The organism is Ruegeria sp. HKCCD6604 (assembly GCF_013110635.1).
GTDB lineage: Bacteria > Pseudomonadota > Alphaproteobacteria > Rhodobacterales > Rhodobacteraceae > Ruegeria.
The window spans coordinates 1,296,485-1,322,743 of record NZ_WVQW01000001.1 but is presented as its reverse complement, the minus strand read 5'-3'; the positions used below and the strand labels follow the sequence as shown (position 1 = coordinate 1,322,743).

At 57.5% G+C, this 26,259-nt stretch carries 26 protein-coding genes; 6 read left to right on the top strand and 20 right to left on the bottom strand.

Features of this window, described 5'->3' with window-relative positions; translation table 11 throughout:
- The first annotated feature begins 31 nt into the window (after positions 1–31).
- Positions 32–634, top strand: coding sequence for an HD domain-containing protein (locus GS614_RS06580; protein WP_171363862.1), 603 nt, complete (start codon positions 32–34; stop codon positions 632–634).
- Between the two features lie 39 nt (positions 635–673).
- Here GS614_RS06580 and speB read toward each other — a convergent pair whose 3' ends face one another.
- From speB to GS614_RS06555, 5 genes are all read right to left on the bottom strand, one after another.
- Positions 674–1,516 carry an agmatinase gene (gene speB / locus GS614_RS06575; RefSeq protein WP_171725781.1) on the bottom strand — a complete coding sequence of 281 codons (843 nt, stop codon included), beginning with the start codon at positions 1,514–1,516 and terminating at the stop codon, positions 674–676.
- Positions 1,513–2,682: a carboxynorspermidine decarboxylase gene (gene nspC, locus GS614_RS06570; protein WP_171725780.1), complete on the bottom strand. Its 1,170-nt coding sequence runs from the start codon at positions 2,680–2,682 to the stop codon at positions 1,513–1,515. The genes speB and nspC overlap by 4 nt, the downstream gene beginning before the upstream one ends.
- A gap of 108 nt (positions 2,683–2,790) precedes the next feature.
- Positions 2,791–4,014, bottom strand: coding sequence for a saccharopine dehydrogenase family protein (locus tag GS614_RS06565; RefSeq protein WP_171725779.1), 1,224 nt, complete (start codon positions 4,012–4,014; stop codon positions 2,791–2,793).
- A 239-nt stretch (positions 4,015–4,253) separates the two neighbouring features.
- The gene (locus GS614_RS06560) at positions 4,254–4,484 is read right to left on the bottom strand and encodes a hypothetical protein (protein ID WP_171725778.1); all 231 of its coding nucleotides are present in this window, start codon (positions 4,482–4,484) and stop codon (positions 4,254–4,256) included.
- Between the two features lie 519 nt (positions 4,485–5,003).
- A complete protein-coding gene (locus GS614_RS06555) occupies positions 5,004–5,282 on the bottom strand; it encodes a hypothetical protein (protein WP_171725777.1) in 279 nt (92 codons plus the stop codon).
- Between the two features lie 217 nt (positions 5,283–5,499).
- Here GS614_RS06555 and GS614_RS06550 point away from each other — a divergent pair, with 217 nt between their 5' ends.
- From GS614_RS06550 to GS614_RS06535, 4 genes are read left to right on the top strand one after another with little or no spacing between them, the layout of a single operon-like run.
- On the top strand, positions 5,500–6,834 hold the full coding sequence (locus tag GS614_RS06550; protein WP_171725776.1) for a phage portal protein: 1,335 nt from the start codon (positions 5,500–5,502) through the stop codon (positions 6,832–6,834).
- Positions 6,831–7,142 (top strand): hypothetical protein, encoded by a 312-nt coding sequence (locus GS614_RS06545; protein WP_171725775.1) that lies wholly within the window; start codon positions 6,831–6,833, stop codon positions 7,140–7,142. The genes GS614_RS06550 and GS614_RS06545 overlap by 4 nt, the downstream gene beginning before the upstream one ends.
- The gene (locus tag GS614_RS06540) at positions 7,135–8,526 is read left to right on the top strand and encodes a phage major capsid protein (protein WP_171725774.1); all 1,392 of its coding nucleotides are present in this window, start codon (positions 7,135–7,137) and stop codon (positions 8,524–8,526) included. The genes GS614_RS06545 and GS614_RS06540 overlap by 8 nt, the downstream gene beginning before the upstream one ends.
- Position 8,527: 1 nt before the next feature.
- The gene (locus tag GS614_RS06535) at positions 8,528–8,836 is read left to right on the top strand and encodes a hypothetical protein (protein ID WP_171725773.1); all 309 of its coding nucleotides are present in this window, start codon (positions 8,528–8,530) and stop codon (positions 8,834–8,836) included.
- A gap of 376 nt (positions 8,837–9,212) precedes the next feature.
- On the opposite strand, the gene GS614_RS06530 is transcribed toward GS614_RS06535, so the two are convergent.
- The 15 genes from GS614_RS06530 to GS614_RS06460 all read right to left on the bottom strand — a co-directional run bounded on the left by GS614_RS06530 (position 9,213) and on the right by GS614_RS06460 (position 25,082).
- Positions 9,213–10,103, bottom strand: a complete 891-nt coding sequence (locus GS614_RS06530) for a hypothetical protein (protein ID WP_171725772.1) — start codon at positions 10,101–10,103, stop codon at positions 9,213–9,215.
- Between the two features lie 80 nt (positions 10,104–10,183).
- A complete protein-coding gene (locus tag GS614_RS06525; RefSeq protein ID WP_171725771.1) occupies positions 10,184–10,417 on the bottom strand; it encodes a hypothetical protein in 234 nt (77 codons plus the stop codon).
- A 283-nt stretch (positions 10,418–10,700) separates the two neighbouring features.
- On the bottom strand, positions 10,701–11,225 hold the full coding sequence (locus GS614_RS06520; RefSeq protein ID WP_171725770.1) for a hypothetical protein: 525 nt from the start codon (positions 11,223–11,225) through the stop codon (positions 10,701–10,703).
- A gap of 256 nt (positions 11,226–11,481) precedes the next feature.
- Positions 11,482–11,928, bottom strand: a complete 447-nt coding sequence (locus tag GS614_RS06515) for a hypothetical protein (protein ID WP_171725769.1) — start codon at positions 11,926–11,928, stop codon at positions 11,482–11,484.
- A 600-nt stretch (positions 11,929–12,528) separates the two neighbouring features.
- Positions 12,529–15,033: a DUF5906 domain-containing protein gene (locus tag GS614_RS06510; RefSeq protein WP_171725768.1), complete on the bottom strand. Its 2,505-nt coding sequence runs from the start codon at positions 15,031–15,033 to the stop codon at positions 12,529–12,531.
- A gap of 347 nt (positions 15,034–15,380) precedes the next feature.
- Entirely contained in the window at positions 15,381–15,635 is a 255-nt protein-coding gene (locus GS614_RS06505; RefSeq protein WP_171725767.1) for a hypothetical protein, read from the bottom strand.
- On the bottom strand, positions 15,632–15,799 hold the full coding sequence (locus GS614_RS06500) for a hypothetical protein (protein WP_216601095.1): 168 nt from the start codon (positions 15,797–15,799) through the stop codon (positions 15,632–15,634). The genes GS614_RS06505 and GS614_RS06500 overlap by 4 nt, the downstream gene beginning before the upstream one ends.
- A 290-nt stretch (positions 15,800–16,089) precedes the next feature.
- A complete protein-coding gene (locus GS614_RS06495; protein WP_171725765.1) occupies positions 16,090–17,217 on the bottom strand; it encodes a site-specific integrase in 1,128 nt (375 codons plus the stop codon).
- A gap of 181 nt (positions 17,218–17,398) precedes the next feature.
- Positions 17,399–19,288: a biosynthetic arginine decarboxylase gene (gene speA, locus GS614_RS06490; protein ID WP_171725764.1), complete on the bottom strand. Its 1,890-nt coding sequence runs from the start codon at positions 19,286–19,288 to the stop codon at positions 17,399–17,401.
- Between the two features lie 101 nt (positions 19,289–19,389).
- Positions 19,390–20,475: a DUF1513 domain-containing protein gene (locus GS614_RS06485; RefSeq protein ID WP_171725763.1), complete on the bottom strand. Its 1,086-nt coding sequence runs from the start codon at positions 20,473–20,475 to the stop codon at positions 19,390–19,392.
- 2 nt (positions 20,476–20,477) lie between these two features.
- A complete protein-coding gene (locus GS614_RS06480; protein ID WP_171228923.1) occupies positions 20,478–21,488 on the bottom strand; it encodes an imelysin family protein in 1,011 nt (336 codons plus the stop codon).
- Between the two features lie 3 nt (positions 21,489–21,491).
- Entirely contained in the window at positions 21,492–22,982 is a 1,491-nt protein-coding gene (locus GS614_RS06475) for a di-heme oxidoredictase family protein (RefSeq protein ID WP_371809388.1), read from the bottom strand.
- Between the two features lie 16 nt (positions 22,983–22,998).
- On the bottom strand, positions 22,999–23,484 hold the full coding sequence (gene bfr / locus GS614_RS06470; protein ID WP_171725761.1) for a bacterioferritin: 486 nt from the start codon (positions 23,482–23,484) through the stop codon (positions 22,999–23,001).
- On the bottom strand, positions 23,432–23,725 hold the full coding sequence (locus GS614_RS06465; RefSeq protein ID WP_171725760.1) for a bacterioferritin-associated ferredoxin: 294 nt from the start codon (positions 23,723–23,725) through the stop codon (positions 23,432–23,434). The genes bfr and GS614_RS06465 overlap by 53 nt, the downstream gene beginning before the upstream one ends.
- An 85-nt stretch (positions 23,726–23,810) precedes the next feature.
- Positions 23,811–25,082 carry an imelysin family protein gene (locus GS614_RS06460; protein ID WP_171725759.1) on the bottom strand — a complete coding sequence of 424 codons (1,272 nt, stop codon included), beginning with the start codon at positions 25,080–25,082 and terminating at the stop codon, positions 23,811–23,813.
- A 248-nt stretch (positions 25,083–25,330) separates the two neighbouring features.
- Between GS614_RS06460 and GS614_RS06455 the strand changes: the two genes are divergently transcribed.
- Entirely contained in the window at positions 25,331–25,888 is a 558-nt protein-coding gene (locus GS614_RS06455) for a DUF2796 domain-containing protein (protein WP_171725758.1), read from the top strand.
- Positions 25,889–26,259: the final 371 nt, after the last annotated feature.

The window sequence follows — 26,259 nt, the reverse complement described above, 5'->3', positions numbered from 1 at the left end:
TTCGCTCAGGACATATGCTAAAGGATCAGCCATGCTGGACAAAAGCCACAAACCCACCTGGACCAGTTTCGAGACAGCCACCAAGGCCGACTGGGACGCCGTGATGGAGTACGAAGAGGCGTATAATGCGGCCCTGCCAGACCGCATCCTCGATGCCATCCGCTCGTTGGACGAAGAATGGACGCCCTATCCGGTGAACCGCTACCAGCACAGCCTGCAAGCCGCGACACGTGCTTACGAGGACGGTGCGGATGAGGAACTGGTGGTGGCGGCGCTGATCCACGATACCGGCGATATCCTGTCACCCTACAATCACGGAGAGCTGTCAGCGGCGATGATGAAGCCTTACGTCAGCGAAAAGACGTATTGGATTCTCAAGCATCATTGCGTGTTTCAGGGATATTACTACAACCACCATCTGGGCGGCGACCGCAACGCGCGCGACAAATATCGCGACAGTCCTTATTGGGAAGATTGTCGCTATTTCTGCCATGAATACGATCAGAAGGCGTTCGACCCGAATTATCCGACCAAACCGCTGGAGTTCTTCGAACCTATGCTGCGCCGCGTTCTGAGCAGGGGCGAAGGCCATATGGAGCTGAACGAAACCGCCGATGACGGCAAAACCGGCTAGGAACCGGATCAGGCGGGCCAGCCCGGCCCGCCTGCCTGATCAGCAGCTTGCCATCAGGCGATAGACGATCTGCGCCGCGGTGAAATCCCAGGCGGCATTGCCGTCGGGGGCCAGTTCGACCACGTCGAAGCCGACGCAGCGGCGGCCCTTCAGGGCGTGTTCGACGAGGCGAAGCGCCTGATAGTATCCCAGCCCGCCCGGAACTGGCGTGCCGGTCGCGGGCATCTGCGCTGGGTCCAGCCCATCAACGTCAAAGCTGACATAGACCAGTTCGGGGAAATCCTCGGGCAGGTCGACGGCATGGATGTTGTCGGTGACCAACTCTTCGGCATCCACGTGGAAGACGCGGTTCCTCAGACGGCTTTTTGCTTCCTCGGTGGAAAAGGCGCGCACGCCGAACTGGGCCAGTGGGATACCTTCCTCGGCCAGCAGATGCATCACCGAGGCGTGCGAGTGTTTTTCGCCCTGATAGGCGTTGCGCAGATCGGCATGGGCGTCGATCTGCACGATACCGACGGGCTGACCCAGGGCGCGGGCCACGCCCATGACCGCACCGTAGCTGAGCGAGTGTTCACCACCCAGCGTGACCGGCACCTTGCCGGCGCGGATGGCGGCCTCGGTGCGCTGGGCGAGGCGCTCCATGACGTCCGGCAGCGGGCCGTCGCAATCCAGCGGGGCTTCGGTAAAGATGCCTTCGACGCAGGGTTCGGCGTGGCCGGTGATGCGTTCGAGTTCATTGCTGGCCGCGATGATCGCTTCGGGGCCTTTGGCGGTTCCGGACCCGTAGGATACGGTGCGTTCCAGCGGCACCGGGATCACACGAAACCGGGCGTCTTCGCTGCGTTCGGCCTCGGTCAGTTCGCTGTCGAGGAAAATGCTCATGAAAGCCTCTCTTTGAAGTCGTCGTAGCCGAATTGCCTGATGATTTTCAGGTTGTCGGTTTCGCTGTTCCACAGGGCGATGGTGGGCAGGGGCACGCCGTTGAACGTGTTGGTCTTGACCATCGAGTAATGCGCCTGATCGAGGAAGGCAAAGCGCTGCCCGATTTTTAGCGGCTCGGCCCAAGTGTAGTCGCCGATCACGTCGCCCGCCAGGCACGATGGGCCGCCCAGACGATAGGTGTGGCCGGTTTCGGCCTCGTCCATCAGGGCGGGGCGATAGGGGGCCTCGATCACGTCGGGCATGTGGCAGGTGGCCGAGATATCGGTGATCGCCAGATCCATGCCGTTGTGCGGCAGGTCGAGGATTTCGCCCACCAGGATGCCCGCATCCAGCGCCACCGCCTCGCCGGGTTCCAGATAGACCTCGCCGCCGTATTGGGCGCGAATGGCCTTGATGAAGTCCACCAGCCCGTCGCGGTCATAGTCGCTGCGGGTGATGTGGTGGCCGCCGCCGAAATTGAGCCATTTCAGGCCGTTCAGGAAGGGGGCGAGTTTTGGTTCGACAGCGGCCCAGGTGCGCGCCAGAGGCTCGAACCCCTGTTCGCAGAGCGTGTGCATGTGGAGGCCATCCACGCCCTCCAGCGCCTTAGCGTCCAGCTGGCTGACCGGGGTGCCGAGGCGTGAACACGGTGCGCAGGGGTCGTATTTCGCGACCTCGCCTTCTGAATGCTCGGGGTTGATGCGCAGCCCGACCTGCCGCCCCGCGGCTTGTGCCTTGGCAAGAAAGTGGTCTTTCTGCCCGGGGCTGTTGAAGATGATGTGATCCGACAGCGCAAGGATTTCGTCGATGTCGGCGTCCTTGTAGCCCGCGCAGTAGGTCGCGACCTCGCCGCCATATTCCTCGCGGCCCAGCCGGGCCTCGTAGATGCCGCTTGCGCAAGTGCCGCCGAGATACTGTCGCACTAGAGGGGCCAGAGCGAACATCGAGAAGGCCTTGAGCGCCGACAGGACATGCGCGCCAGAGCGCTCACCGATATCGGCCAGAACCGCCAGATTTCGCTCCACCGCCTTTTCGTCGACGACGAAGCAGGGTGACGGCACGCGTGTCAGGTCGAAGTGGCGGAAGGCGCCGGCGTCTCCGGCCTGTGTGGTCATCATGTCGGACATTTCGGGCGTCTCCGATTGTGAAAAGCCCCGGGGGGGCCTGCCCCCCGGACCCCCCGGGATATTTTCAGCCAGATGAAGCAGGGCGGTCGCGCGGACCGCCCCGAGGGATCAGAAGTCGACGGGCCCGTCGAGTTCGTGGACCTGCCAGGGAAGGCCGTGGGTGTTCAGCATGTCCATGAAATCGTCCGGGTCGAGCTGTTCCATGTTCCACACGCCCGGTTCGCGCCAGTTGCCTTTCAGCACTTGTGCCGCGCCGATCATCGCGGGGACGCCGGTGGTGTAGCTGACGGCCTGGCTGCCGACCTCGCGATAGCATTCTTCGTGGTCGCAGATGTTGTAGATGTAATAGGTTTTCTCGCCCGAGCCGTCCTTGGCCTGACCCGTGGCGATGTCGCCGATGCAGGCCTTGCCCTTGGTTTCGGCGCCCAGATCGCCGGGATCGGGCAGCAGGGTTTTCAAAAACTGAATCGGGATGATTTCCTTGCCGTCATGCATCACCGGGTCGATGCGGGTCATGCCGACGTTTTCCAGCACTTTGGCATGGGTGATGTAGGCATCGCCGAATGTCATCCAGAAGCGGGCGCGCTCGATCTCGGGGAAATGGGTGCTGAGCGATTCCAGTTCCTCGTGATACATCAGGTACATGTTCTTGGGGCCGATGGCGGGGAAGTCGAACTCGACCTTGTGGGTCATGGCGGGAGAGTGCTTCCATTCGCCGTTCTCCCAGTGGCGCACTTCGGCCAGGACTTCGCGCAGGTTGATTTCCGGGTTGAAATTGGTGGCGAATTCCTGATCGTTCTGGCCGCCATTGGCGTCCAGAACGTCGATCTGGCGGATCGTGTCCAGCTTGTGTTTCTTGAGCCACTTGGCGAAGACGGATGTAACACCCGGATCGAAGCCCGAGCCGAGGATCGCGGTCAGGCCGGCCTGTTTGAACCTGCCCTGATAGGCCCATTGCCAGTGATATTCGAACTTGGCCTCGTCCTCGGGCTCGTAGTTTGCAGTGTCGAGATAGTGGCACCCGGCCTCGAGGCAGGCGTCCATCAGCACCAGGTCCTGATAGGGCAGGGCCAGGTTCACCAGGATTTCCGCGCCTGTTTCCTTGATCAGCTTGACCGTGTCTTCGACCTTGTAGGCGTCAAGCTCGGCGGTGGCGATGTCAACGCCCACGCGCTCTTTCACCGATTTGGCGATGGCGTCGCATTTCGACTTGGTCCGGCTGGCCAGTGTGATTTCGGTGTAGATGTCCGAATTCATCGCCATCTTGTGCACGGCGGCGTGGGATACGCCGCCCGCGCCGACAACCAGTGTTTTGCCACTAAGTGAACCCATGGGGGTAATCTCCTCTCACAGGGGGTTATTCGTAATAACTATTCCCGCTCTATTTCCATATTGGATAACAATTACTTGCGGGTTTTGTTTTTCTGTAGGGCCGCTCTAGGGCCGATAACGGGTTTAGGGTCGTTTGGCCCCATTTATCAGGGCCGGAACCATGGGCCAATCAGAAATAATATTTCTGCACTAACCAGCGAAAAGGGCGAACCCGCAAGCTCGCCCTTTGATGGATGCGTCTAGAAACGACCAAGGATATAGCCCCAGTTGTCAAACACCTGCTTGCAGGTCGTCTGTATAACGTTCGTCAACCAGCCTTCTCCATCCTCGTCAAAGTTATCGCAGACCCAATGAAGAATAACGTGGTAAGGGTCGCTTTCGTACGCTTTGCGGTTGACGGAAAGCGAAACACCCTCATAGCAGAAGGTTACGATTTCGCGGCGAGTATCTATTTTAGTGATTAGTTCCATTACGGACCTCATGAGATTTAAGTGTTCACCTGTAATCCTGTGGGTCCTGTAGTCTGCCGACCGTATCAGAGCGCCAAGGGTTTGGGAAGGCATGGCAATCACACGGTTGAAGTTTCGACAAGGCACACCTCTCCCACGCCCTGAATCGCCTTTAACAAAAGGGTGCGTGAGTTGGCCTCGGGCGGAGGCGTCAACTCAGATCAGGGTTAGCGACGATCGTTGCGATCACGCCAGCGACGGTATTCCGAAATAGCGATACCGACAGCCAAAGCGATCACAACGTCGATCACAATCAATAAGATTGGATCCACGCGGAACCTCATTTTGTTGTGTGATTAAAACGCAGGCCCAGAAACGAAAAACGCCCCCATAAAGGGAGCGAATCAAAGGGTTACACAGATCACTGCGTTACGCAGAATACTACAATGTTCCCCATATTTAGTCAAATAGTCACCCGACTACCCAACATCGGCCTACGATTCTACAATACCGCCAACATCCAGGTTGGGCAAGCCAAGGTCAGAACGTCATGTTCTCCGGCCCGATAAGAGCAACCCACTCCCGGTACCAGTGGTCAATGGCCCACCGCAACTCGGTGTGTGACAAACCCCGCGACCGTTCAAACCGACCCTCGTCGCGCAGGAAACATGCGGCGGCAAAGTCGTCATCGTACCCAAGGAAACTGTCGGCGAACCGCTCAGCAACAAACGCCTTACGGCTGGGGCGCTCGGCCTCTGGTATCGCCTCGTAATCAGCAAGGGCCAAATAGATCACCCGTGCGGTCGTGCTAACGTCCATGTCTGTGCTCCTGTAAGTTGTTCACGGTTTGTTCGTTGCAGCCTCTAGATAGGGTTTACTTTACCAAAGTAAAACCCTTTCAGCCGAATTTTTCCAATAAAACCAGAGACTTGGAGCGTTTTTACGCTTTGGGACCTGTAAAATAAGGCGTATCCTTGGTGCGACGGAAACGGACGTAAATGCCCGTAAACCAACGCAGCCTAAAAAGGGGCGCAAAATGAGCGAACAACCCACACTCGGCCAACGCATCAAAGCTGGTTACACCGGATTGCGCAAAGGTCTGGCAAGTGGTGGTCTGGTTGCTGGTCCGAGTATCCCATCCACCTGGCCCATAAATTGGTTCCAGCAGGGTTACACGGCACCGAGTAATGCCACGGGCGGAGCGACCGTAGAGGCGTGTGTAAGCACCACGGCGCGGACTATCGCCTCTCTACCGTGGTATCACGTGCGTGACCTGCCGGACGGGTCGAGGGAGATCCTTAATCGGTCTGGGCCTTCAGTCGTAATGCGGCGACCGAACCCATACCAGACCGCCAGCGACTTCAAACTCAACCTTGTGCGGCAGTTGCTGTTCGACGGCAACGCATACTGGTTCGGCGACGGCAGCACGCAACGCGACCACGAAAACATCTACCTGCTGGATTCACGGAGCACGATGCCCCGGCTATTGCGTTCCGATAGCGACGTCGAACTGTTTTACGCCACAGGCGGCGAAGCGGCCAATCTCGCCAGCATCGAAGGGTCGGTAATGATACCCCAGCGGTATGTAGGCCACGCGCGGCTTGCCACCGGAGCAGACCCACTGCTGGGCGTATCGCCCATCCAATCAGCGGCGCAATCGGTAATGGCGAACAACGCAATCGCGTCGCACTTCGCCGGGTTCACCACGAACATGAGCCGACCGTCCGGTGTTCTGTCTACCGAACTCAACCTCACCAAAGACCAGATGAACCAATTGCGAGAGGCATGGGAAGAACAGGCCAAGGGTCTTAACTCTGGTGGCGTCCCGATCCTTGCCAATGGCCTCAAGTGGGAACAAATCTCACTGTCAGCCGTGGACGCCGAACTAATCGGCGCGTGGAAGGCGACCAACGACGATATCGCAAGGGTGTTTGGTATTCCGCCACAGATTATCGGCAACGCAGAAAACAGCACCTTCAACAACGTCTCGGTCCTTATGGGCTTCTGGCTTTCTACCGGGCTGGGATTCTTTATCTCGCATGTAGAGAACTCAATGAATCGGTTCTTTGGCTTAGATCGCACAGGCGAAAGCCACATCTGGTTTGATACCGACGTCCTAATGCGCACCGACTTCGCAGGCATGGTTAAGGCGCTGGGCGACAGCGTTACCAAAGGTATACACGCACCCAACGAGGCACGGCGACAGTTTGGCCTAGAGGCGGTGGAAGGCGGCGACATGCCGAGGGTTCAGCAGCAAATGGTGCCGCTCGACTGGGAAGCACCCGAGGCCAGCGAACCCCCACCAGCACAGGAAACACCCGAAGTCACCGACGACGAAATCGACACGCTATTGGGGGATGACGCGGCATGACAAAGCCATTCCAATTGATCACCGGGGCAAAGTCCAAGAACCCGTTCAAACCCACCCAGCAAGACGAGGTCAGCGCGACCAAAGGCGAACTGAGGCGGTCAATCGAACGCACGGGTGAAATGGTGCGCAAGGTCGTGGCCCCATTAACCCGGCGCATGACCGAACTCGAAGAACAGCAGCAGGAGCGCAGCTTCGAAATTACCGAACTGCGCGACGAAATCGCGTCCCTCCGAGACGACAACGCTGCGCTGCGCGACGAACTGAAATCTCTGCAACCATCATTCATGAAGGAGGGCAACGATGCCTAAGACAAAACTGGTTGAGGGCGAACTGCACAATCCCGCCTTCGAAAAGCAGGGCAACTCGTACCTGCAAAAGCGTGCTTACGAAATCGCGGTGGACGACGCCGAGAAAACGCTGGAGGAAGCGCCGGAGGTGGTTAAACAACTGCCCGGTATTGTGGGGCGCATCGAAGCTCTGGAAGAACGTCCGGTAAAGGTCAACGTCAAAGCGGAAATCAAACCGCCAGCGGAGCCGAAGCAGGAGCAGAAGAAACTGCGGCCTATGGAATTGGTCGTTGCGTCGGTTGGGGCGGAATTCCTGCGAGTCGCGGCCAACAAAGACTACAACGCATCGCTGCTGGAACTGTTGCCCGGTAACGAGAACCGTGCCTCACGTAAGGCGGTAAAAGGCATGCTCGAGAAATCCGCTACCGGGCCAGCAACCACGACCGCAGCGGGTTGGGCAGCTGAGTTGGTTGAGTCTGACGTGCTGGACCTGTTTGTCGATATGGCCGCAAACTCCGTCATTGGCGCACTGGCCCCAAGAGCAAGAGTTCAGGAGTTTGGGCGCAACCGCTCAATCACCATTCCGGTTAAGTCGCCAACCCGCGACATTCATGCCGGGTTTGTGGGCGAAGGGAACACAATTGCTGTTAAGTCCGGCAGTTTCGGTTCCAGTACGCTGTACGCCTACAAAGCAGCGGTCATCAGCACTTTCACGAATGAACTCGCCGAAACATCCCGGCCAAACATCCAAACGGTTATCAGGGAAAGCGTCATCGAAGACACAAGCGACTTCTTGGACCGTTATTTCCTCGACCCGGCCAAGACGCTTGTAGCGGCCATCGAACCCGGTTCGCCCTTCAACGGTGCGCCAAACCAAGCATCGGCAGGCGGCAGCTTAGACAATGTTCTGACAGACCTGAAATTCCTTATCGGCTCGATGCTGACAGCCAAGGCGCGGACGCCTGTGCTTATCGTCAACCCGGTTCGGTTGTTGGGGCTGCAAATGCTGAAGGACGGGGGCAACAACTTCGTGTTCCGCGAAGATATCGCAGCCGGACAGCTTTGGGGCGTCCCGTTCGTGGCCTCGGTCAACTGCCCGGAAGACATTGTGTACGTCATCGACGCCGACACGCTCGTGTTGTCGGGCGACATGCCTATCACCGACACTTCTGCCTCGGCCACCTTGGTCATGGCAAACGATGACGGTGTAGCGCCGACGATGGTAGAAACGGACGGTGTGACGGACGCAGGTAGCATCCATATCAGCGACGCAGCCGGAACAACGCCGCCAAGCGAAGTGCGGTCGGTGTTCCAGATGAACGCCACAGCTCTCAGGTACGTGCTGCCGATTAGCTGGGGCAACATCGTACAGCGTGCAGCGTACATCACAGCAGTGGGGTGGTAAGATGAACACGCACACCAAACGCATGGCGATCACGAACCTTATCTACAAGGTCTTCACGCCGGATGAATTCCTGGGCCTGCCCAAGTGGGCCAAGGACAGCGTCACCAACGCAGCCGAACGCGACTATGCCCGCAGTTGCGGCAAGTCGGTCGCCAAACCCAAGCGTCGCAAGTCTCGCTCAGAAATCATCGCCAAGGCAAAGCGCATCGCGGCCGAAGTCGAAGCCAAGCGCAGTGCCAAGGCTCGGCGCGAGGCTGAGCAGCGAGCCTATGAACGTACACCTCATGCGTATTGGGGGTCACGGTATTGAGCTTCCTTACTCAGGAAGGATGGCCGGGTGGGACCGGCAAGTTCGGGGCAGGCATTAGTGTCATAGCGCCTGCCTCGAACGCCAATTGTTCTATTTCCAAGGCGGTTAATTCAATTTCCGGTTTGGTCGCCAAGCAGTTTTCCTATGAAACAGGATAGATGATCGCCTGGAGCCAAGTCGTACCAGGCTTCTGCAGCGTGGCGAGTGTCCAGTTTTGAACCCAGAACCAAATATATGACAAAACCAAATCGAGTTCGCCAAAGGTTTGTGACACAAGATTTCATAACGGTTCTGGCCAAAAGTTTGTCAGTGACAAAAAAGACCGTTCTATGGATGGTGGGAAAAGGGCCACGAACTAGTCTATCACGGGTCGACGCTACGTAGCCTGAACTTTTGTCAGCTGATCGAAGATCGCCCTTGTGATAGGTAAGCCCGTTTCATTTTCGATCCAAAGGTATTGACCGAAGGGGTTTATTTCCAAAAAAACATAATTCTCATCGCTATCCACGATAAAATCAATGGCTCCATAATTGAGAGAAAACTTCTTGAGCAAATCGACGCAAAAAACACTAATTTCACGTGGTAGGACAATTTCTTCATGCCGGCACAGATGAGCAAAAGGCCGCCAATCAACCTCCGTTCTCTCATCATTCTGACTATCTATCTTGGCTGCAAAAACTCTGTCCGCAACCACCGTTACCCTAACCTCGTAGGATTTCTTGATTTCCGCCTGCAGCTTAGTTGGGCAAAGGCTAACTTGTCGAAATGGCTGAGATACATTTTCGTCAACTCTTTGGGTTGGGATCGCAGCGTTTACTCCCTCTATATCAACGTTGGCGGTATAGATCGCTTTTGTTATAGTTCCACTTTCATTTTCTGAGGCAAAGTCTTGCGCACAGTCTTCTTGGTTTGTGATATTCGTGCGTGGTATCCGAATTCCTCTAGAAGAGGCGAACACCAATTGTTGCATCTTGCTCTTGGCATTTCGTGCTTTGAGAGGATCAATGAACCATCTAATTTTCGGTGATGTGTATAGAACCTCCAGAAAGGCCCTAGCTTCTGCGTTGATCAGTTCATCGAATTTTGCTTCATGTCCAGCACTTCGAAAATCTATGCTCGGCTTTCTGTACCAAGCGACAATGGGTACACTCAGATCGAGAACACGTCCTACGCTGTTTTCAATATAACCACCAAACCCGGTGAGTTCGTCCAAAGTGACAGATAGTTTGTAGTCAACAAGCAAGTCCTCAGTGTTGAGGCGGAACACGTCGGTGTTCCGCCCTTTCGCATACCTTATGAAGTGATCGGCGTGTGAATCTACACGATTTGTGACAATCAGAATCAATTTTAGGTGTCAGAAGCTTTGTCGTCGTCAGACGACTTGAACATCCCGCTATAGGTGTCTGAGTAAGTACGTGCCGTACCAGCGCTGAGCGGGATATTTGAGGTTTGAGAAACGGGATCGTAGCTCTCACTCGCTTCGCGCGACTGCTTGATGGCTTCATCCAGACCGTTCGTGTCAAATTTCCGCATTCCGATTGCGATGAACGGGGTGCCAGAGGACTTTACGGCTTGAAACATAGATGATTACCTCCTTTGCGGACCAACCCGTCTACATGGCAAGGTGATTCGGTTCAAGTCGGATTCGTCGCTGCCAACGCGGTGCGTTACTTCAATCTCCTATCGTTCGATCATTCCGCGCAAAATAACCGGCGAAAACCACTGGCTTTGCCAGCTGACTGGAAGCAGCCGTCGGGCGGCATGTAGCGAAGGTCCGTAGTGTGTTTTCCAGAGACGCTAAGGGCGTCGTAGCTAACTACTGCTTCTGTGGGGGTAAGCCCTCGCGGGCAGCAATGCATGTGCACTAGGCGCGACGATCCTGCCGAATCTCCCATTCACCGCGTCCAGTATTAGCGAAAAGGTCAGTCCCACGATAGTTGGCTGAGTCAGACGAGTGATCTTCGAGCGTCCGCCTTATAGTTGCGTCCAGCGTCTTAGGAACTGACCGCCCAGCGTCCCGGCGGATATTCTCCACTTCCCGGTAGATCGAATGCAGAGTCGCTCTGCCTCCGAGTTTCCGGATTGCTTCAAACACGTCATCTACCCAGCGAATCTTTCCCATTGGCCTCTCCCTCTCAAATGTTTGACCTTGAATCTTTTTGGAGCTTTTTACCTCTAACGACTCAAAAGAGCCGGTTGGTTGCTGGGTGGACTCCGAGCTCAGTTGTGTTTCTTCCGACTCTGCCCTTAAGCTTTGCGCCTCGGAGTCCTTGATCGACTTAAATTCTGATAAGACTCTAAATAGTATATCATTTTCAGACTCTTCTCCGCTCTCACGTAGCGCCCAAATCAAGGCAAATATGCTGGTTTCTACGTCTATTCTGCGCATAACGACCTCCTCTGTTGTGGCGCCATTAGCGTACCAAGCAACACATCTAATATCAAGAGGTAAATATTTACAAAAGATCCAACCAATAAGACAGACTTGCGCTTTATTTATCATTTGTCGCCGCAATTCCTCTCAGCAGAAATCACGGCTTGTGCACGCCCCCTCTCCCCGAAAACTGCGATTCGTCGAACACACCCTTTGTCCGCTTTGTGCAGATTCCGGCTGCCAGAGCGTGAAGAAAAACAGCTTTTCTACGTCAATGCCGTTTTCTATTGTACAACAAATCCTCACCATCGCTGTCTAAAGCTCGGTCCTGTGCGGCTTCGGCGCGTCTGGTGGCGGTGGCTTGGCTGTAACTCGGCAAGATCTGTAGTTTGGTCGCCAGCTTAATTAGTTCGGTGGTAACAGCAGCAGCCCGGTCCACCTGTGGGCGGTTCTTGTGCTGGCCGCTGCCTGTAACGTAAAACATCCCGTCGATACCGTGTTCCGCCATCACCTCATTTTCCCAATTGGTCAGTTCGTTCATCATGTGGACCAACTGGCAATAGCGACGCAGCAAAGGCACGTGGTGCGGTTCAAAATGGCCTCGGGGTAAGCCTCGGGTCACGGTGTACCATGTATCCACCTGCGACTGGGGCAAATCCATCGGGACTTCGACGTAATCGGGCTGCGCAACATTGTCGGCGCGTGTGTTACCAGACATCTCAGGAACTCTCCTTTAAGTTGAGTAATGCCGGAAGCATAACCCCGAAAATTGCTGCAACAAAATACCCCGCCTAAAACGGCCCGAGCAGCGCCGAAACAGGTGCCGGGTAGTAGGGCCGCGCGGAAACCCCTTAACGGCCTCTCTGCGCGTTCTCCCGGGCGCATGCGCGTGGGTGCGGGACTATGGGGATGCGTGGGGTAAAATTCGTTAAAAATCAGCACGAAAAGTAAAAACGCGGGTAGGGGCGCGCTAGGGGCAAACATGTTTGGGTTTTGGCCTCAGCGCCCCGGTAACTCCGCGCGGGGTTTACTGCGCTGGGCTTAGGCGTTGGCTTGGCTGTAAGGCACAACAATCTGTTGCCGTCGCTTTCGTTCTGGTTCCGTCGGTCTTCGTCGGATAGCGACGGAGCTTCTTACCCGCGGCAAGAGCAAGCACAACCAGAGCGTAACGGTCGCGTAACGGAGTAACGGGCGTATCGGTAGTCGTATATTCCCTTTACGGAAATTTATTATACATATCGTCTCGGATTTTACGTTTTCTCGTACGCGATAAGTAGACCCCGTTACGTCCGTTACTCGGTTTCGTTTTCGTGGTGTTTTAGAACGGAAGGTCCTTATTTTGCCTCGGACCCTCGCTCGTTTGGACCTGTTCATGGATGTTCTGCTCTATATCTTCGTCCACCGACCCCAGTGCTGCTTCCGTCCAGCCGGGTTTTAGGTCCATCCCGTAACGGACCTTTTTAACCTTTCCGTGGTGCCTTGCCGACTTGCTTACAGTGTCAGGGAACTCCTGCGTTACGATTTGCCCAAAGGTCCGAATATCCAGTTCCGGCCCACTGTTGTTTTCGGCCCACATTTCGTAGGCATCCAGCAGCGTTTGCCCGACAATCTTCTTGTCGTTCCCGAACTCGCAGCATTGTTCCACGAACGTGGAAACAGGACGCATCCGCATCGTTGTCTGCGCCAGTTCGGCCTTGTGCGTTTCGGAATAAGTAAAGCCGCGCTGCGCAGCCACCCGGCGATAGCCTTCCACGGCCCACCGGAATATCGCGTTGCGCTCGTTTTGCCAAAGCCGTTCTTCGAGGTCCAAATCTTCCTTGCCCAAGAACGACTGGTTTGTAACGAGATACACGAACCGGGTGGCCAGCACGCCGCTGGTATCGCGCCCGACAAAACGCTGGTTGGACAGAATTAGGAAAAACACCTTTAGGATGCCTTCCCAGTTTTCTTTCCACTTGCGGGCAATACTGGAGTGGTCGCCGCCGATAACGGTTAGCAGGAACTCGGCCAAATCTTCCATCGGGGTGTTCCGGCCGATGCGCATATCGCCGATAAGCACCAGCCGCTTATCCAGCACGTTCTGGTCGCCGAACCCGCCAGCCAGTTTACGTGCAGTGGTGCTGGTTGTGCGCTTGGCCAGAAACCGACCCAGGATGCCGCCGATTGTGCCTTTACCAGACCGCGCAGGGCCACGGATATAGGCAGCTTTCTGTAGCGATGTATTTGTGGAAAGCGCATAGCCCATTACCTCTTGCAGTAACGTTATCTGGTCTTCGGTATCTTCGGTAAACACAGACCGCAGGAACGCAAGAAACTCGGTTGGCTCGGGTGCGTCGGGTTCCCACTCCGCGTCTACTTGGAAAGGCGAGAACAGACCGGGATTGCGGGGCACGGTTTCGCCCGTAACCATATTAAGAGCGCAGTCGTTAAGCAGCGCGATATGGTCCTTCTGGTCCGCCCAATCTTCGGGCATAGACCCGTCCGACCAGACCGGGATTTGCTCGTCGCTATCTACAATCGTTTCGCCGCGCAACTGCCAGTCCAGCTTTTCCACGTCTAGGCTTTCGGGGTGGCAATCGTCCAGCAGCAGCGAGCCATCGTTCGCAATCCGTGCCCATTTGGCCTGTTGTAGCCACTTACGCAGTTTAGCGACCCAGTCCGGTTTGCCGATAGGCAACCAGCCAGCGTGGGTGTGGTGGTAAACTTCCTGCTGGTAGGTGCGGACGAGAAAGAAATCGTCTTGGGTGTTTTCCCGCAGGAAAGTCGCTGCGTTTGTATCCCATTCACCGGGAACCAAGATAGACGTGGTTTGCCGCAGCTGGCCTAAGGTGCGTTCGGAGTTACGTTGCCGGGCCTCGTTGCGCTGGCGTTTAATCCGGTCTGTGGCTTGCTTAACGTCCGACCCTATCGCTCGGGTGCCGATGCCGAACCGGGTGGCCATCTCGTTAATAATCTGTTCGCGGATGCTTGCCTTACAGGTAAGCGACATTTCCCCCGCCCGATTAATAGCAGCCCGCATATCGTCGGCCCCTCGCACGTATTCTACGGCAGGTTCGTCGTCTACTGGGGTTCGGTCGTATCGTTCGCCGAGACGGAAGCCGTTTATAAACAGATCTATGCGTTCGGCCAGCGGCATTTCGTCTTTAAGCGGAAGCCAATCTTCAACGAAATCTGTGGCGTCCTTAACCAGCGCCCAGTGCTCTTCCTCTGTGGGGATTTCCACACGCCATATCTTGTTTAGCGGCACACCGTTTTCCACCAGCCAGTCCAGCATCCGGTTGCCTGCTGCATCGCCAGCCGGATCGTGGTCGTACCAGAGTATTACTTCCTTCTCTATAAACAGCGGCAGCAGCATCGCCCACGGTGCTTGCAGGTTTGCGTTGGCTCCGTTTAGGTTGGTTAGAATAATATCGTGCGGCAGGTGGGTGCGCAGGCTATCGGCGTCTTTCTCACCTTCGCAGATAATCGGCGGGAACTCGGCCTTCTTGTATCCAGCGGCCATTACCTTGCCTTCGGCGAAGTTTACCCGGTCCCACCCGTAGATAAGCTCCTTGTGCGGCAACGCGACGTCGAAAGTCTGTTTGCCGTCCACCACCCGAAACGGAGCGAACCGTTTCTGGCCGTCGCGGTCCTTGTACCGTAGCTGGTAGCCCACCACCCGCGAGTTTCCCGGCTCGGTGTACGGGTAAGCGGCCTCCACCTTTAGGCCACTGAGCAACCGACTGGGCGGCAGCAGGTTCTGTGGGAAATCTTCTAGTGGACGAACTTCGCGGGTCTCTGCTTGCCACGCGATTTGTTCGTACTGGTTGTTCGGTTGCGGCATTTTCGCCCCCCTGAATCTGGGTCCGGGGCTTTACTTGGATAGCTGGATACGCTAAACCTAAAGTTGATTACATGCCCCGATTGGTTATCGGTCATATGGGAGGTTCCGAGAGCATCGGGCCTCCCGTTTCTGTATGGGGCTTTAATCCTTTGAGTCCTGTATCCCTGCTTACCACAGGCTAGAAAACCCTTTTTCGTAAGGATTTTCGAGGCTATGTTACGGAGAGTCATCAAGTTTCACATTCCTTGTTGGCTTCACCGGGCGCTCTCACCCGGATTATTGGACCCCTGCTTGACCCAGCGGGGGTCCTACAACTTTAACGTGTATAGCGCGAAAAGCTAGTTCCACTAACGCGTCCCTTGCTGGAACCATCTGCCGGGGATCCAGTTTCCGGATTTCGTAAAGAAACCGGGGTCCCACACAGCGTTGTCGCCGGGTCGGCGTGGGCGGTCGGCCCATTCCTTGTCGCGCCTGCGTTTGGTTTCCGCGTCCACTTCGACTTCCTCCACCGTCGGCGGGGGCAAACCTTCACGTTCGCGCCTGTTGCGTTCCATCACCCACCGGAGCTTGTCGCGAGGGTTGGCAAACTGGGGTTCGCTCATGCCGACTGCCTCCGGGCGACAGAGGCAGGCCGACCACCTTTGCGGCCATTGCGCACCAAAGCTTCATGGTCGGCGGCGACGTCTGTCATTTCCAGTTCTTCACGGGCGAAATGGTCAATCAGGTCAGAGACTAGGAACATGCGGCGGTTGCCACGGAACTTCACGGTCCCTTCATACCTGTCAAAATATCGAGCGCCGACGGGTCGGTATCTGGCCGACACAAACTCGACAGCATGCCGCGATTCACACCACTTTGGGTGTTCGGTTTCAGTCCATTCGGATGGTTTCATATTTTTTCAGTCTTACAGGCCACCCCAGTATCCGCTGGGGGCGGGGTGATTGGCGTACTGTCTAAGCGCCAACCCTGTAATCCTTTATGCACCGCCGTGGGCTTCGTCGGTGTACCGCCAACGGTAGCGGTTAAATTAGCGTCCGTAAACTCCCCCCAGCGTATCTAGGCTTTTTCCGGTTCAGCAAGTATTTCGGCCCACTGGTCCGCCATCCGCCGACGCAGCACCAGCATGTCGGATTTGTTGTAAATGCGGGACAGGCGCGAGTTTGTGGCGGCTGCGACGTGGTTCAAATATCGGTCAACCGAACCGGGTTCAAAGCCAAGGTCAGCCATTGCCGTGGCGAACGAGCGCCGGAAGTCATGTAGCTTAAGATCGGCCAGCCCGGTTTGGGTTCGCAACGTCGAGAGCGCCTTATCCAAGCCGAGAGAGGGCCGCTTACCAGTGGTGCTAAACACCCAGTCGCCTTCGGGCGCAAGTTCCAGAGCCTCAGTCAGCAGTTCAACAACCGGGGCAGAAAGCGGGATGCGCCACGCCAATCCGTTCTTGGTACGAGACCCAGGGATTTCCCAAAGCGCAGATTCAAGGTCCAGTTCGCTTTTCCGCATCGCCAAAACTTCCTGCCGCCGACCAGCCGTAAGCAACAGCACAGCAAACGCAGGACCAAACGGGTAGGGGATCTGGTGGCATACACCCAAAACCTGTTTGGCCTCGGCAACCGACAAGAACTCGTCACGCACGTTGGTTTGGGCCACGCGCAGATCTTCCAGAATATTTTCGCAATACCCACGTTCAGCCAACCACCGGAACACAGACTTGCTCACGCGCAGCAACAGGTCGGCGGTCGGCTGTTTGGTTTTCCGCAGCTTGTCGGACTGGGCCAATATGTCGGCCTTGGTAATCCGGCGCAGGTCACGCTTCAGCAGCGGCCCAAGATGGTTACGCATGGTTCCGAAGTAATTGCGCGGATTGCTCAGATGCGTAAAGCCTTCGTTCTCGGCTTTGGTCAGTGCCTCTTCCAGCGTAAGTGTGCGGGCAACTTTCTCGGGTGCTTGGCCCACGGCAATCTGGCCGTAGATGCGTTGCGCAGCCTTCCGGGCGTCCGTTAGGTTCACCCCCGGCCAACGGCCAAGTGTATGGCGCTGGCGTTCGCCTTCATGGGTAAACCGCAAGGACCAACTGGCGGCGTTCTTGTTGCCGCGCAGGATCAGACCCTTAATCTGGTCATCCCGTAATTCACCTTGGCCCAAGTCCGGCAAAGACTTCTTTATCGTCGCTTCTGTCAGTTTCATCTGTATATCCTTTATCACATTTAGGGCCGTTCTAGGGCCGAAAATTTAGGAATCCGCTAACCCGCTCGCTCCGAGGTCGAAAACAAAACGCGGACAGATGAAAAAGTAAAGCCCCTTATTTTTATGGACTTTTCGCGTAGCCGCCGGGGGCCTTAGCGTGCTTTAGCGTTAGACGAAAACACTATTCGTAATAGGTGTAGCCGTTGATCGAGTCGCGATAGGCGCTCATCAGGGTTTTGCGGTCCTTGGCTTTCAGAGTACCGGTCGAGATCGCCTCGTCCACCATTTTGCGGAAGGCGGCGACGCAGTCGGTGGGGTCGAATTCGACATAGGACAGCACCTGGCTGATCGTATCGCCCTCTTGTTCGTGCAGCAGGTCGAACCCTCCGTCAGCGCGCAGGTCGATGGTGACGACGTTGGTGTCGCCGAACAGGTTATGCAGATCGCCCAGCGTTTCCTGATAGGCGCCGACGAAAAAGACGCCCATGAAATATTCATCATCTTCGGGCAGGGTATGCACCGGCAGACTGGGTGAAACACCGTCGGCCAGGATGAACCGGTCGATCTTGCCGTCGCTGTCGCAGGTGATGTCGGACAGGACTGCGCGGCGGTCGGGTGTCTGGTTCAGGCCCTGCAAGGGCACGATCGGATGCAGTTGGTCAATGGCCCAGACGTCTGGCAAGGACTGGAACAGAGAAAAGTTGCAGTGGTAGATATCGGCCACTTTCTCAAGCTGGTCGTCCACGTCGGTCTCCAGATCGTCACTGGCCGCCAGCGCCTTGAGGCGGGCCATCAGCGACAGGTAGATCCGCTCGGCCCGGGCCATCTGGCGCAGGTCTACATATCCACGGCGGAACAGGGCGCGCAATTCGTTGCGATAGAAGGTGGCGTCGTTCCAGCATTCCTGAAGACGGTCTTTGCTGAGATAGCCGTGCACTGCGGCAAGGTCTGAAACCATGTGGTGATCGTCGGCTTCAACCTCGGGGCCGTTGGGCGCATCATAGAGCGTGCTTTCCAGCACGTTGAACACCAGCATCGACGACGTCGCCACCACCGCGCGGCCGCTTTCGGTGACCAGCGTCGGCTGGTCCACCTCGGCCTCGTCCATGGCATAGGCCACGGTTTCCACCACGTTGGCGCAGTATTCCTCGACAGTGTAGTTGATCGAGTTCTCGGCCGCCTTCTTCTCGCCCGTGTAGTCCACCCCCATACCACCGCCGAGGTCCAGATGGGTCAGCGGCACGCCCTCGCGCGTCAGTTCGGTGTAATAGCGGCAGGCCTCGCCCACCGCGCGGCGCACGTCGTTGACGTCCTGCACCTGAGAGCCCAGATGCGAGTGCTGCAACTTCAGGCAATGCAGAAGGCCCGCGTCGCGCAGCTTGTCCACCGTGGCCACCAGTTGATCGGTGTTCATACCGAAAGCCGAGCGGTCGCCCGAGCTTTCTTCCCATTTGCCGCTGATCTGGTTGGTCAGTTTGACCCGCACACCAATAAGCGGTTCGACCTCCAATTCTTTGTAGACCTCGATCACCGTGTCAGCCTCTTTCGGGCTTTCAAGAACGATCACCGTGTTGAACCCGATCTTGCGGGACAGGATGGCCAGCTGGATGAACTCGGCATCCTTGACGCCGTTGCAGACGATCAGCGCTTCGCTTGCCAGCCGATGTGCCAGCGCGATCACCAGTTCGGGTTTGGACCCGGCCTCGAGCCCATAGTTGTACTTCTTGCCGAATTCGACGATCCGGTCGACGACCTGGGCCTGCTGGTTCACCTTGATCGGGAACACACCGCGATAGCTGCCCCTGTAACCGACGCGGGCGATAGCTTCGCGGAAGCTTTCGTTCAGATGCGCGATCTCGTGTTCCAGATAGGAAGAGACGCGCAGAACCATCGGGGCCTTGATGCCTCGGTCGTCCAGATCGCTGAGAATACCAGGCAGGCTGATCGCGCCAACCTCGGGAGCCAATGGATTGCGCAGACCGATTTCGCCCTGCTCCGTCACCTCGATGAGGCCTTTGCCCCATTTCTCAACTCCGTAGATGGAATGCGGTGCGTCGGGCGTCTGTTTCAATCAAGTCGGTCCTTAACGTAGGGGTGCCAGTTTCGCGCCCGCCAATACGGCAGCTGTTTGATTCTTCCAAGCCTAAACTATGTGACGGAAAAATCCGAGTTTCATGCCGCTGGGGTGATCGGGACCAGATGATTGTCCCACTGGCACTTCGCGCGGGTCCGGATCACGGGGTGCGCAGTGGCCAACGCGCCGAACACACCGGTTCCGGTGGTGAAAACCAAACCGTTCGGGCCCGATCCAAGCCCGCAGACATCCTCAAGCTCGAACGCATCGCTGAATGTGCCACTGGCCACGTCGAACCGATGCAGCGCATTGCCGCGTGGACAGGTGATGGCAACGGTTGCACCATCCGCCGAAAACGCGATGCTGCCGGCATAGCCTTGCAGCGTGCTCTGATCCTGCTCAAGCGCTGACAGAAGGTGCGGGTTTTCCCCCTGACGGTGCAGGCCCAGCAAGGGCGGATGTTCGGCTTTGCTGCCCTGCCACTGCATCGCAAAGCCCACCAGCCCGTCGCGACGGACCGCCAGATGGCGGATCGAGTTCTTGCGAAGCACGGGCGTCAGCGACACCTGTTCCTGAACCAGGCCCGACAGGGAAAGGTAGGTCAGGTTGGGCTTCATCGTCGGCAGGTTCAGCTTCGTGCGCCCGGTTTCGGGATGGGTTTCGATCCCGCCATTGGCAATCACAAGCGTTTTCCCACCCGGCATCAACCGCATGTCATGCGGCCCGACGCCGCCGGACGGGAATTCACCCAAGCGCGCAAAGGTTTCGGCGTCCCAGACGCCTATGATACCTTCTCCAGCTTCGAAATCGTTTTCGGTGGCAAAGAAAATCGCGCCATCGGCTGAAAAAGTACCGTGACCATAGAAATGCCGACCTTCCGGCGCCGTCAGCCGCGCGATCGGTGATCCCGTCACGCAATCAATCACCACGGCAAAGGTGCCCGGACGGCGCGCAAAGGCAACGGCCTGTGGTTTGACCGGATGTGCCGCCGCCGCATGACCGCGCGCGGGCAGGGGCACGGAAAACAGCAGCGTTCCCTGTGCATCCAGCCCGGCCAGTCGATACGAACCATCCGGAAACAGCCCTGCGGCCAGAAACTCCGGCCTTCCCACCGAGGCCCATCCATGGATCGGAGGCAGAGAGGTTGCAGCAAGCCCTGCAAGAAAACGGCGGCGCGATGTCATGGTCAGTCCCCGTCCAGAGAATTGAAGCCTGCGCTGATGCCCAGCGTCGGGCCAAGTTCAGTCGACGCAATGGCGCGAATATCGTGGATGGACTGTTGCAGGGCCTCGATACGGAACCGGGCCTGCGGATCCGAAACGCCCGCCAGCGCCGGGTCGTCAATGGCCTGGGCATTCTCGATGGCGCGCGCAAAGGCAGCATCTAGATCCGCGGCGATATCGGGATGATCAAAGGCCAACCGCGATGCAAGATCACGAAGGGCCACCAGTGAAAGTTCGACATGGCGCAAGGATCGCTTCGACCGCCACGCTTCGGCGCGGTTCGGGCGCGGGCGGTCGAACGTGCCCAACGGGCGACCAAGCCGAGTGTCGGCCGTGAATTCAAGACCCGTGGACAAAGCCTTGAACAGTTCCTGCATCGCTTCGTCCTGCGTTCGGTAGCGGCCGTTTTCACCGGGCCGGGTCAGGCCGGGGGCATAGCTTTGCCAGTCATCGGCCATCGCCCGCGCGTTGGCATCAATATCCGCCGCGATCGCCTGAATCAGCGCGCAGCGGTAATCTGCATTGCCCTGCTCTGCAAAGGCGGGATCGAACAACATCCGTTCGAGCGCAAAGAACCCGCGCCCGGCTATGGATGTCTCGGCATAGGCTTCCGGGTCTTGCACGGCGTCATCCTCGGTTGCGATATGCTGGGACAGGGCTTTGGTGGTGAACCCTTTCGTGTCGGGCCAGAACGCCATGGCAAACGCGCGATCATCAACCTCGGTCGGACCGAACCGCAGGTGACTGGCGGAAATCCAGCTGTCGAAGGCCGCATCATAAGCCGCGCGCAACGCAGGTGAGGTCGGATCGCAATCCACCCGCGAAGCACTGACCAGAGCCCCGGTCGTTTCCGGCAGCTTGTCGAACCTGGGCAAGATATGTGTCTCGGCAACGTCCATCAGGATGGGTGCGCGGTCCTGCGCCTGTGCGGCAAGCGGCATCATCAACGCGGCAACAAAGGTAAGAATACGCATGGGTCAGAGGCTCTCCAGGAAACGGATCAGGGCGTCGCGGTCAGTTTTCGGCATCGACACAACCTCATCGCGCGCGGTCTGGGCTTCGCCGCCGTGCCACAGGATCGCCTCGAGCAGATTGCGTGCCCGCCCGTCATGCAGAAACTGCGTGTGGCCCGAGACGCGTTCGGTCAGACCAATGCCCCACAAAGGCGGCGTCCGCCATTCGCGCCCCGTCGCGCGGGCCTCGGGGCGGTGATCCGCCAGACCTTCGCCCATGTCATGCAGCAGCAGGTCGGTATAAGGCCAGATCAGCTGAAAGCTGTGCTCGGGCCGATCTTCCAGCCGGTGGGTGACATGGGCTGGAGTATGGCAGGATGCGCAGCCGATCGTGTGAAACACCTCTTTGCCGCGCAACACCTCGGGGTCGTCGACATCACGGCGGCCGGGCACGCCCAGATTGCGGCTGTAGAAATCCACCAAGTCCATACCCTGCTGATCGATCTCGAACGCGCGGGTATCGATGTCGCCATGCGGGGCGTCGACGCAGTTCACCTGCAAGTCCGTGCAGTCCCCCTGAGGTGCCGGGTAAAGCGGGCTTGAAATACCGATATCCCCGGCAAAGGCTGCGGCGGATTGCTCCATGACCGTCGGCATGCCTGCCTTGTGCCCGAACCGGCCCATCATCGGGGCGCCGTATTCAACCGACCAGACGATGTTCGGACGGCCCGAGATGCCATCCCCATCCACGTCATCGGGATCAGCCCGGGCCAGCAGGGCTTCGACCGGGATCGCCTCCAGCAGGCCAAGCCCGATCATCTGCGGTGCGACCCGCGGGCTCAGCATTGCATCCGGGTGCAGCGGGCCATAGCCCAGATCAGCGGCCCTGTAAGTCGGGCGGCGCAGCGACGCGGCCTCGCCGTCAGAAAGTTCAACGGGGACTTCTTCGTAAGAGATATCCAGCCGATATTCCGCCGGATGTCCGGCAAGCGCGAAATCCTGCATCTGCCCGCCATAGTTGGGTTCGGGTCGGGTGGCGATGTAGTCTTCGATCCCGGCATACCCGTCTTCCGGCGCACCGGGGATCGAGACCCGAAGGAACATCGAGACCGCGTTGTCATCAGGGCCGTTAGGTGTGTGCCCCCGCCCATCCTTGATATGGCAACGCTGGCAGGATCGCGCGTTGTACAGCGGCCCCAACCCGTCAGAGGCCAATGTGGATGATGGTGACGACACCCAGATTTTCTTGAACAACCCGTTGCCGACCTTGAAATCCAGCTCCTGCTCGAAGCTCAGATTGCCCGAGGGTTGCGAAAACGCATCCGCGTCGTTGCGGACCCGGACAGTCGCCGCCCCGGCAGAGAGTTCTTCGAACGGCTGCGACACGCCATAATCCTGCGGGCGCGCGGTCACGGCCGCAATGCGGGCGCGTTCCTCGTCGGTGCGGGGGGTGAATTTCAGATGCAGGTCCCGCAGCTCGGCTGACAGGGAGGAGGTGGCCGCCAAGGCGACCACCGACAAGGCAAGAAGGCTATTCGCCTTCGTCCATTTTCGATGCGTTGAGTTGCGCATAATTGGCTTCGCCGATCCTTTCATACAGGTCGAGCTGCGTTTCGAGGAAGTCGATGTGTCCCTCTTCATCGGACATCAACTCTTCGAACAGCGACATGGAGACAAAGTCGCCGGCCTCCCGACAATATTCGCGCGCTTCCTTGTAAAGTGCCCTGGCGTCGATCTCGGCCGCCAGGTCGCATTCCAGCGTTTCCTTCGGCGTCTGACCGATCCGCAACGGGTCCAGTTTCTGAAGGTTGGGGTGGCCTTCCAAAAAGATGATCCGTTCGATCAGCTTGTCCGCGTGGCCCATCTCTTCGATGCTTTCCTCGCGGCTTTTCTTGGCCATATGGCCAAGGCCCCAGTCTTCTTGCAGGCGGTAATGCAGCCAGTATTGGCTGACGGCCGTCAGCTCATGCCGCAGAGACTTGTTCAGATATTCGATGACCTTCGGATCGCCCTTCATCAGCTTTCTCCTGTGTTGCTCCGGCACGCAATGTGCGGAGTTGCATCGGTACGCCCAGATTACCGCTGGCCCGCATTGTGTCTAGGAACAGCGGCATGCACCCGCCACAATCCGCCGATTTGCCAAGGGCATGGTAGATCTTGCCGGGGGTGATGATGGTCCGCGGATCCGCCGTGCGCATCCAGTCGATGGCCGCACGGATCTCGTGATCGGATATGTTGGTGCAGTGGCAGACAATCATTGGTCTTGGCTCGTTTCGCCGCCCTTACAGGCGATCAGTAAGGGTTGCACGGGCCGGAAAGAAACCCTCTCCGGCCCGCTTGGGTTTAGTGAAAGACGGCGTCCGGGTTGTCCAGGCTGTCGGACCCTTCAAACGCAACCCCGTCCAGTTCCAGCGCAGTTACGATGCGCTCGATGGTCTTGGCCTGATCGATCAGACCGTTGACGCCGCCCATGATCAGGGCCTCACCGCCCTTGTTGCCGCGCTCAAGCATCTGGTCATAGGCAAATCCTGCCTCGGCTGTTGTCTTGATCTTGCCCAGGGCCTGCATGGTGGCGGCCAGTTTCGCTTTCATCTCGGTATCCAGCGCCGGATCGGTGGCGATGACCAGATCGGCCAGAGATGCGCCCGAAACCGGGGTGCCATCTATGCGGGTATAGCTGCCCAGATAGACGTTCTGAATGCCCAACCCGTCATAGTAATGGCTGTTGTGGGTGTTGTCCGAAAAGCAGTCATGTTCTTCTTCGGGATCGTTCAGCATCAGGCCGAGGCGCATGCGTTCACCGGCTTGCTCACCATAGGAGAGAGAGCCCATGCCGGTCAGGATCGCGCTGATGCCAGCTGCTTCGTTCTCCACAAGGGCTGCGCGCGCCGCTCCGCCGTCTTTCCACTGATCCGCCATCCAGGCCAAGTCGCTGACCAGCAGTTCGGTCGCAGCGCTCAGGTATTGCGCACGACGGTCGCAATGGCCGCCGGTACAGTCCTCGCCCTGCGCATAATCGGTCGCTGGTCGGTTGCCGGCACCGGCGCCATGCCCGTTTATGTCCTGACCCCACAGAAGGAACTCGATGGCGTGATAGCCGGTTGCGACGTTCGCCTCGATACCATCGGCTTCGTGCAAGGTGTCGCTCAGCAGTTCGGGGGTGATTTCGCTGGCATCAATGGTCTCGCCCGACAGTTGGAAGCTGGGGTTGGCGATGACGTTCAGCACGGCAAACTCGTTTTCGTCCGTCGCGCCGCCATAGGCCGCGTCAACATAGTCGATCAGACCTTCGTCCAAAGGCCAGGCGTTCACCTTGCCTTCCCAGTCATCAACGATGGCATTGCCGAAGCGATAGACTTCCGTTTGCTGATAGGGAACACGGGCAGCAACCCAGGCCGCGCGCGCCGCGTTCAGCGTTGCGTCCGACGGATCGGCGATCAGTGCGTTGACCGCATCCTGCAATTTCCTGGCTGAAATCAGGCTGTCCTCAAATTTGGCTTCCGCAATATTGGCATAGGTGTTCAGTACATCCGCCTTGGTGGGGGCATCACCCGAGATCGCGGCGGTTGCCATGCAGAACGTCAGGGCGCTGGCAGTGGTGAATAATTTGGTCATAGGAGTTCGGTGCTTTCCTGTCAGAACTGTCGGATCGTGCGGGAATGCCCCGCGGGTTTCGCGAAGAAATAACTGAGTTATTTAGTCGGCAATGTCAACCTGAGTTTTATTGTCAGATATAGGGGAGGCTGTTGAACCCAACAAGCCTCCCCATATCTGGCGGGCTCCGATCCGAGGGATAGCATTGCGTGGCAGGTGATTCGCGCTAAAATCACGTATGTGATTCTGTTGAAGGCGGTTGTTTGTTAATGAAGTGCTCTGTTCTGGCCTTGTCTCTCTTTCCGGCAGCACTTGCCGCTCAGGCGACGCAGATCACGTCCACCCATCACCATGGGTCCGGTCAATTGGAAATCGTGCTCACGGACACGGGATTTTCGCTGTCCCTCAGGGTTCCAAGCATTGACATCATCGGGTTCGAGACCCCGGTAGCCAGTGATGACGAGCGCACGCGTGTCGCCATCGCGATTTCCGAACTGTCCAAACCACTGGATCTGTTTGTCGTCCCGCCTGACGCCGTGTGCTTTACCGCATCTGCAAACGTGATCCTGACGCATGATATTCCGGGGCAGCAGGACAACGCGGGCGAGGGGGGCGCGTCATCCGTGCCGGGCGAACACTCGGAATTCCAGGCTGACTACGTTGTTCAATGTCAGGATATGGATGCGCTGACCACGATGGAATTTGCGTATTTCCAGCGGTTCAGCGGGACAGAGAAGCTGAACGTTCGCGTCGGATCAGGCGCGGCGACCAGCACCCATGAAATCACGCGCGCCGCGCCCAGTCTCGATATGACGCAATTCCGTTAGAGATGGTGCTTGAACGCCCGTTTGACGTTTTGAAGCGCGCAACCGAAGCAGTTGAGCCAAGATTGCCTCGTCCATGCCTGGGGCTGCGCAGAAGACGAACACGCTGAATTGAAGGCGGACAAACTGCTCCTCAGTGCGATCCTTGAATGCAGCAATGAGCGAAACCCAAAAATTATTTTTTTCACAAGTGGTTATGACCTTTGAGGTTGCCGGACTTCGCTGAATCAAAAGTCTCAATTGAGGCAAAGATTAACGAATAAGGGCACAAGAATCGCATGTATGACAAGTTCTCGCAAAACTTATGCCAATATCCAAATCTATTGGTACATCATCCTGCCGATCTGTTGACTAGTCCGGTTTTAATGAGGGGG

What these genes read in the sequence shown, in the direction of transcription:
- GS614_RS06580 (WP_171363862.1), top strand. Translation starts at nt 32, where the DNA reads ATGCTGGACAAAAGCCACAAACCCACCTGGACCAGTTTCGAGACAGCC.
- speB (WP_171725781.1), bottom strand. Translation starts at nt 1,516, where the DNA reads ATGAGCATTTTCCTCGACAGCGAACTGACCGAGGCCGAACGCAGCGAA.
- nspC (WP_171725780.1), bottom strand. Translation starts at nt 2,682, where the DNA reads ATGTCCGACATGATGACCACACAGGCCGGAGACGCCGGCGCCTTCCGC.
- GS614_RS06565 (WP_171725779.1), bottom strand. Translation starts at nt 4,014, where the DNA reads ATGGGTTCACTTAGTGGCAAAACACTGGTTGTCGGCGCGGGCGGCGTA.
- GS614_RS06560 (WP_171725778.1), bottom strand. Translation starts at nt 4,484, where the DNA reads ATGGAACTAATCACTAAAATAGATACTCGCCGCGAAATCGTAACCTTC.
- GS614_RS06555 (WP_171725777.1), bottom strand. Translation starts at nt 5,282, where the DNA reads ATGGACGTTAGCACGACCGCACGGGTGATCTATTTGGCCCTTGCTGAT.
- GS614_RS06550 (WP_171725776.1), top strand. Translation starts at nt 5,500, where the DNA reads ATGAGCGAACAACCCACACTCGGCCAACGCATCAAAGCTGGTTACACC.
- GS614_RS06545 (WP_171725775.1), top strand. Translation starts at nt 6,831, where the DNA reads ATGACAAAGCCATTCCAATTGATCACCGGGGCAAAGTCCAAGAACCCG.
- GS614_RS06540 (WP_171725774.1), top strand. Translation starts at nt 7,135, where the DNA reads ATGCCTAAGACAAAACTGGTTGAGGGCGAACTGCACAATCCCGCCTTC.
- GS614_RS06535 (WP_171725773.1), top strand. Translation starts at nt 8,528, where the DNA reads ATGAACACGCACACCAAACGCATGGCGATCACGAACCTTATCTACAAG.
- GS614_RS06525 (WP_171725771.1), bottom strand. Translation starts at nt 10,417, where the DNA reads ATGTTTCAAGCCGTAAAGTCCTCTGGCACCCCGTTCATCGCAATCGGA.
- GS614_RS06520 (WP_171725770.1), bottom strand. Translation starts at nt 11,225, where the DNA reads ATGCGCAGAATAGACGTAGAAACCAGCATATTTGCCTTGATTTGGGCG.
- GS614_RS06515 (WP_171725769.1), bottom strand. Translation starts at nt 11,928, where the DNA reads ATGTCTGGTAACACACGCGCCGACAATGTTGCGCAGCCCGATTACGTC.
- GS614_RS06510 (WP_171725768.1), bottom strand. Translation starts at nt 15,033, where the DNA reads ATGCCGCAACCGAACAACCAGTACGAACAAATCGCGTGGCAAGCAGAG.
- GS614_RS06505 (WP_171725767.1), bottom strand. Translation starts at nt 15,635, where the DNA reads ATGAGCGAACCCCAGTTTGCCAACCCTCGCGACAAGCTCCGGTGGGTG.
- GS614_RS06495 (WP_171725765.1), bottom strand. Translation starts at nt 17,217, where the DNA reads ATGAAACTGACAGAAGCGACGATAAAGAAGTCTTTGCCGGACTTGGGC.
- GS614_RS06485 (WP_171725763.1), bottom strand. Translation starts at nt 20,475, where the DNA reads ATGACATCGCGCCGCCGTTTTCTTGCAGGGCTTGCTGCAACCTCTCTG.
- GS614_RS06480 (WP_171228923.1), bottom strand. Translation starts at nt 21,488, where the DNA reads ATGCGTATTCTTACCTTTGTTGCCGCGTTGATGATGCCGCTTGCCGCA.
- bfr (WP_171725761.1), bottom strand. Translation starts at nt 23,484, where the DNA reads ATGAAGGGCGATCCGAAGGTCATCGAATATCTGAACAAGTCTCTGCGG.
- GS614_RS06465 (WP_171725760.1), bottom strand. Translation starts at nt 23,725, where the DNA reads ATGATTGTCTGCCACTGCACCAACATATCCGATCACGAGATCCGTGCG.
- GS614_RS06460 (WP_171725759.1), bottom strand. Translation starts at nt 25,082, where the DNA reads ATGACCAAATTATTCACCACTGCCAGCGCCCTGACGTTCTGCATGGCA.
- GS614_RS06455 (WP_171725758.1), top strand. Translation starts at nt 25,331, where the DNA reads ATGAAGTGCTCTGTTCTGGCCTTGTCTCTCTTTCCGGCAGCACTTGCC.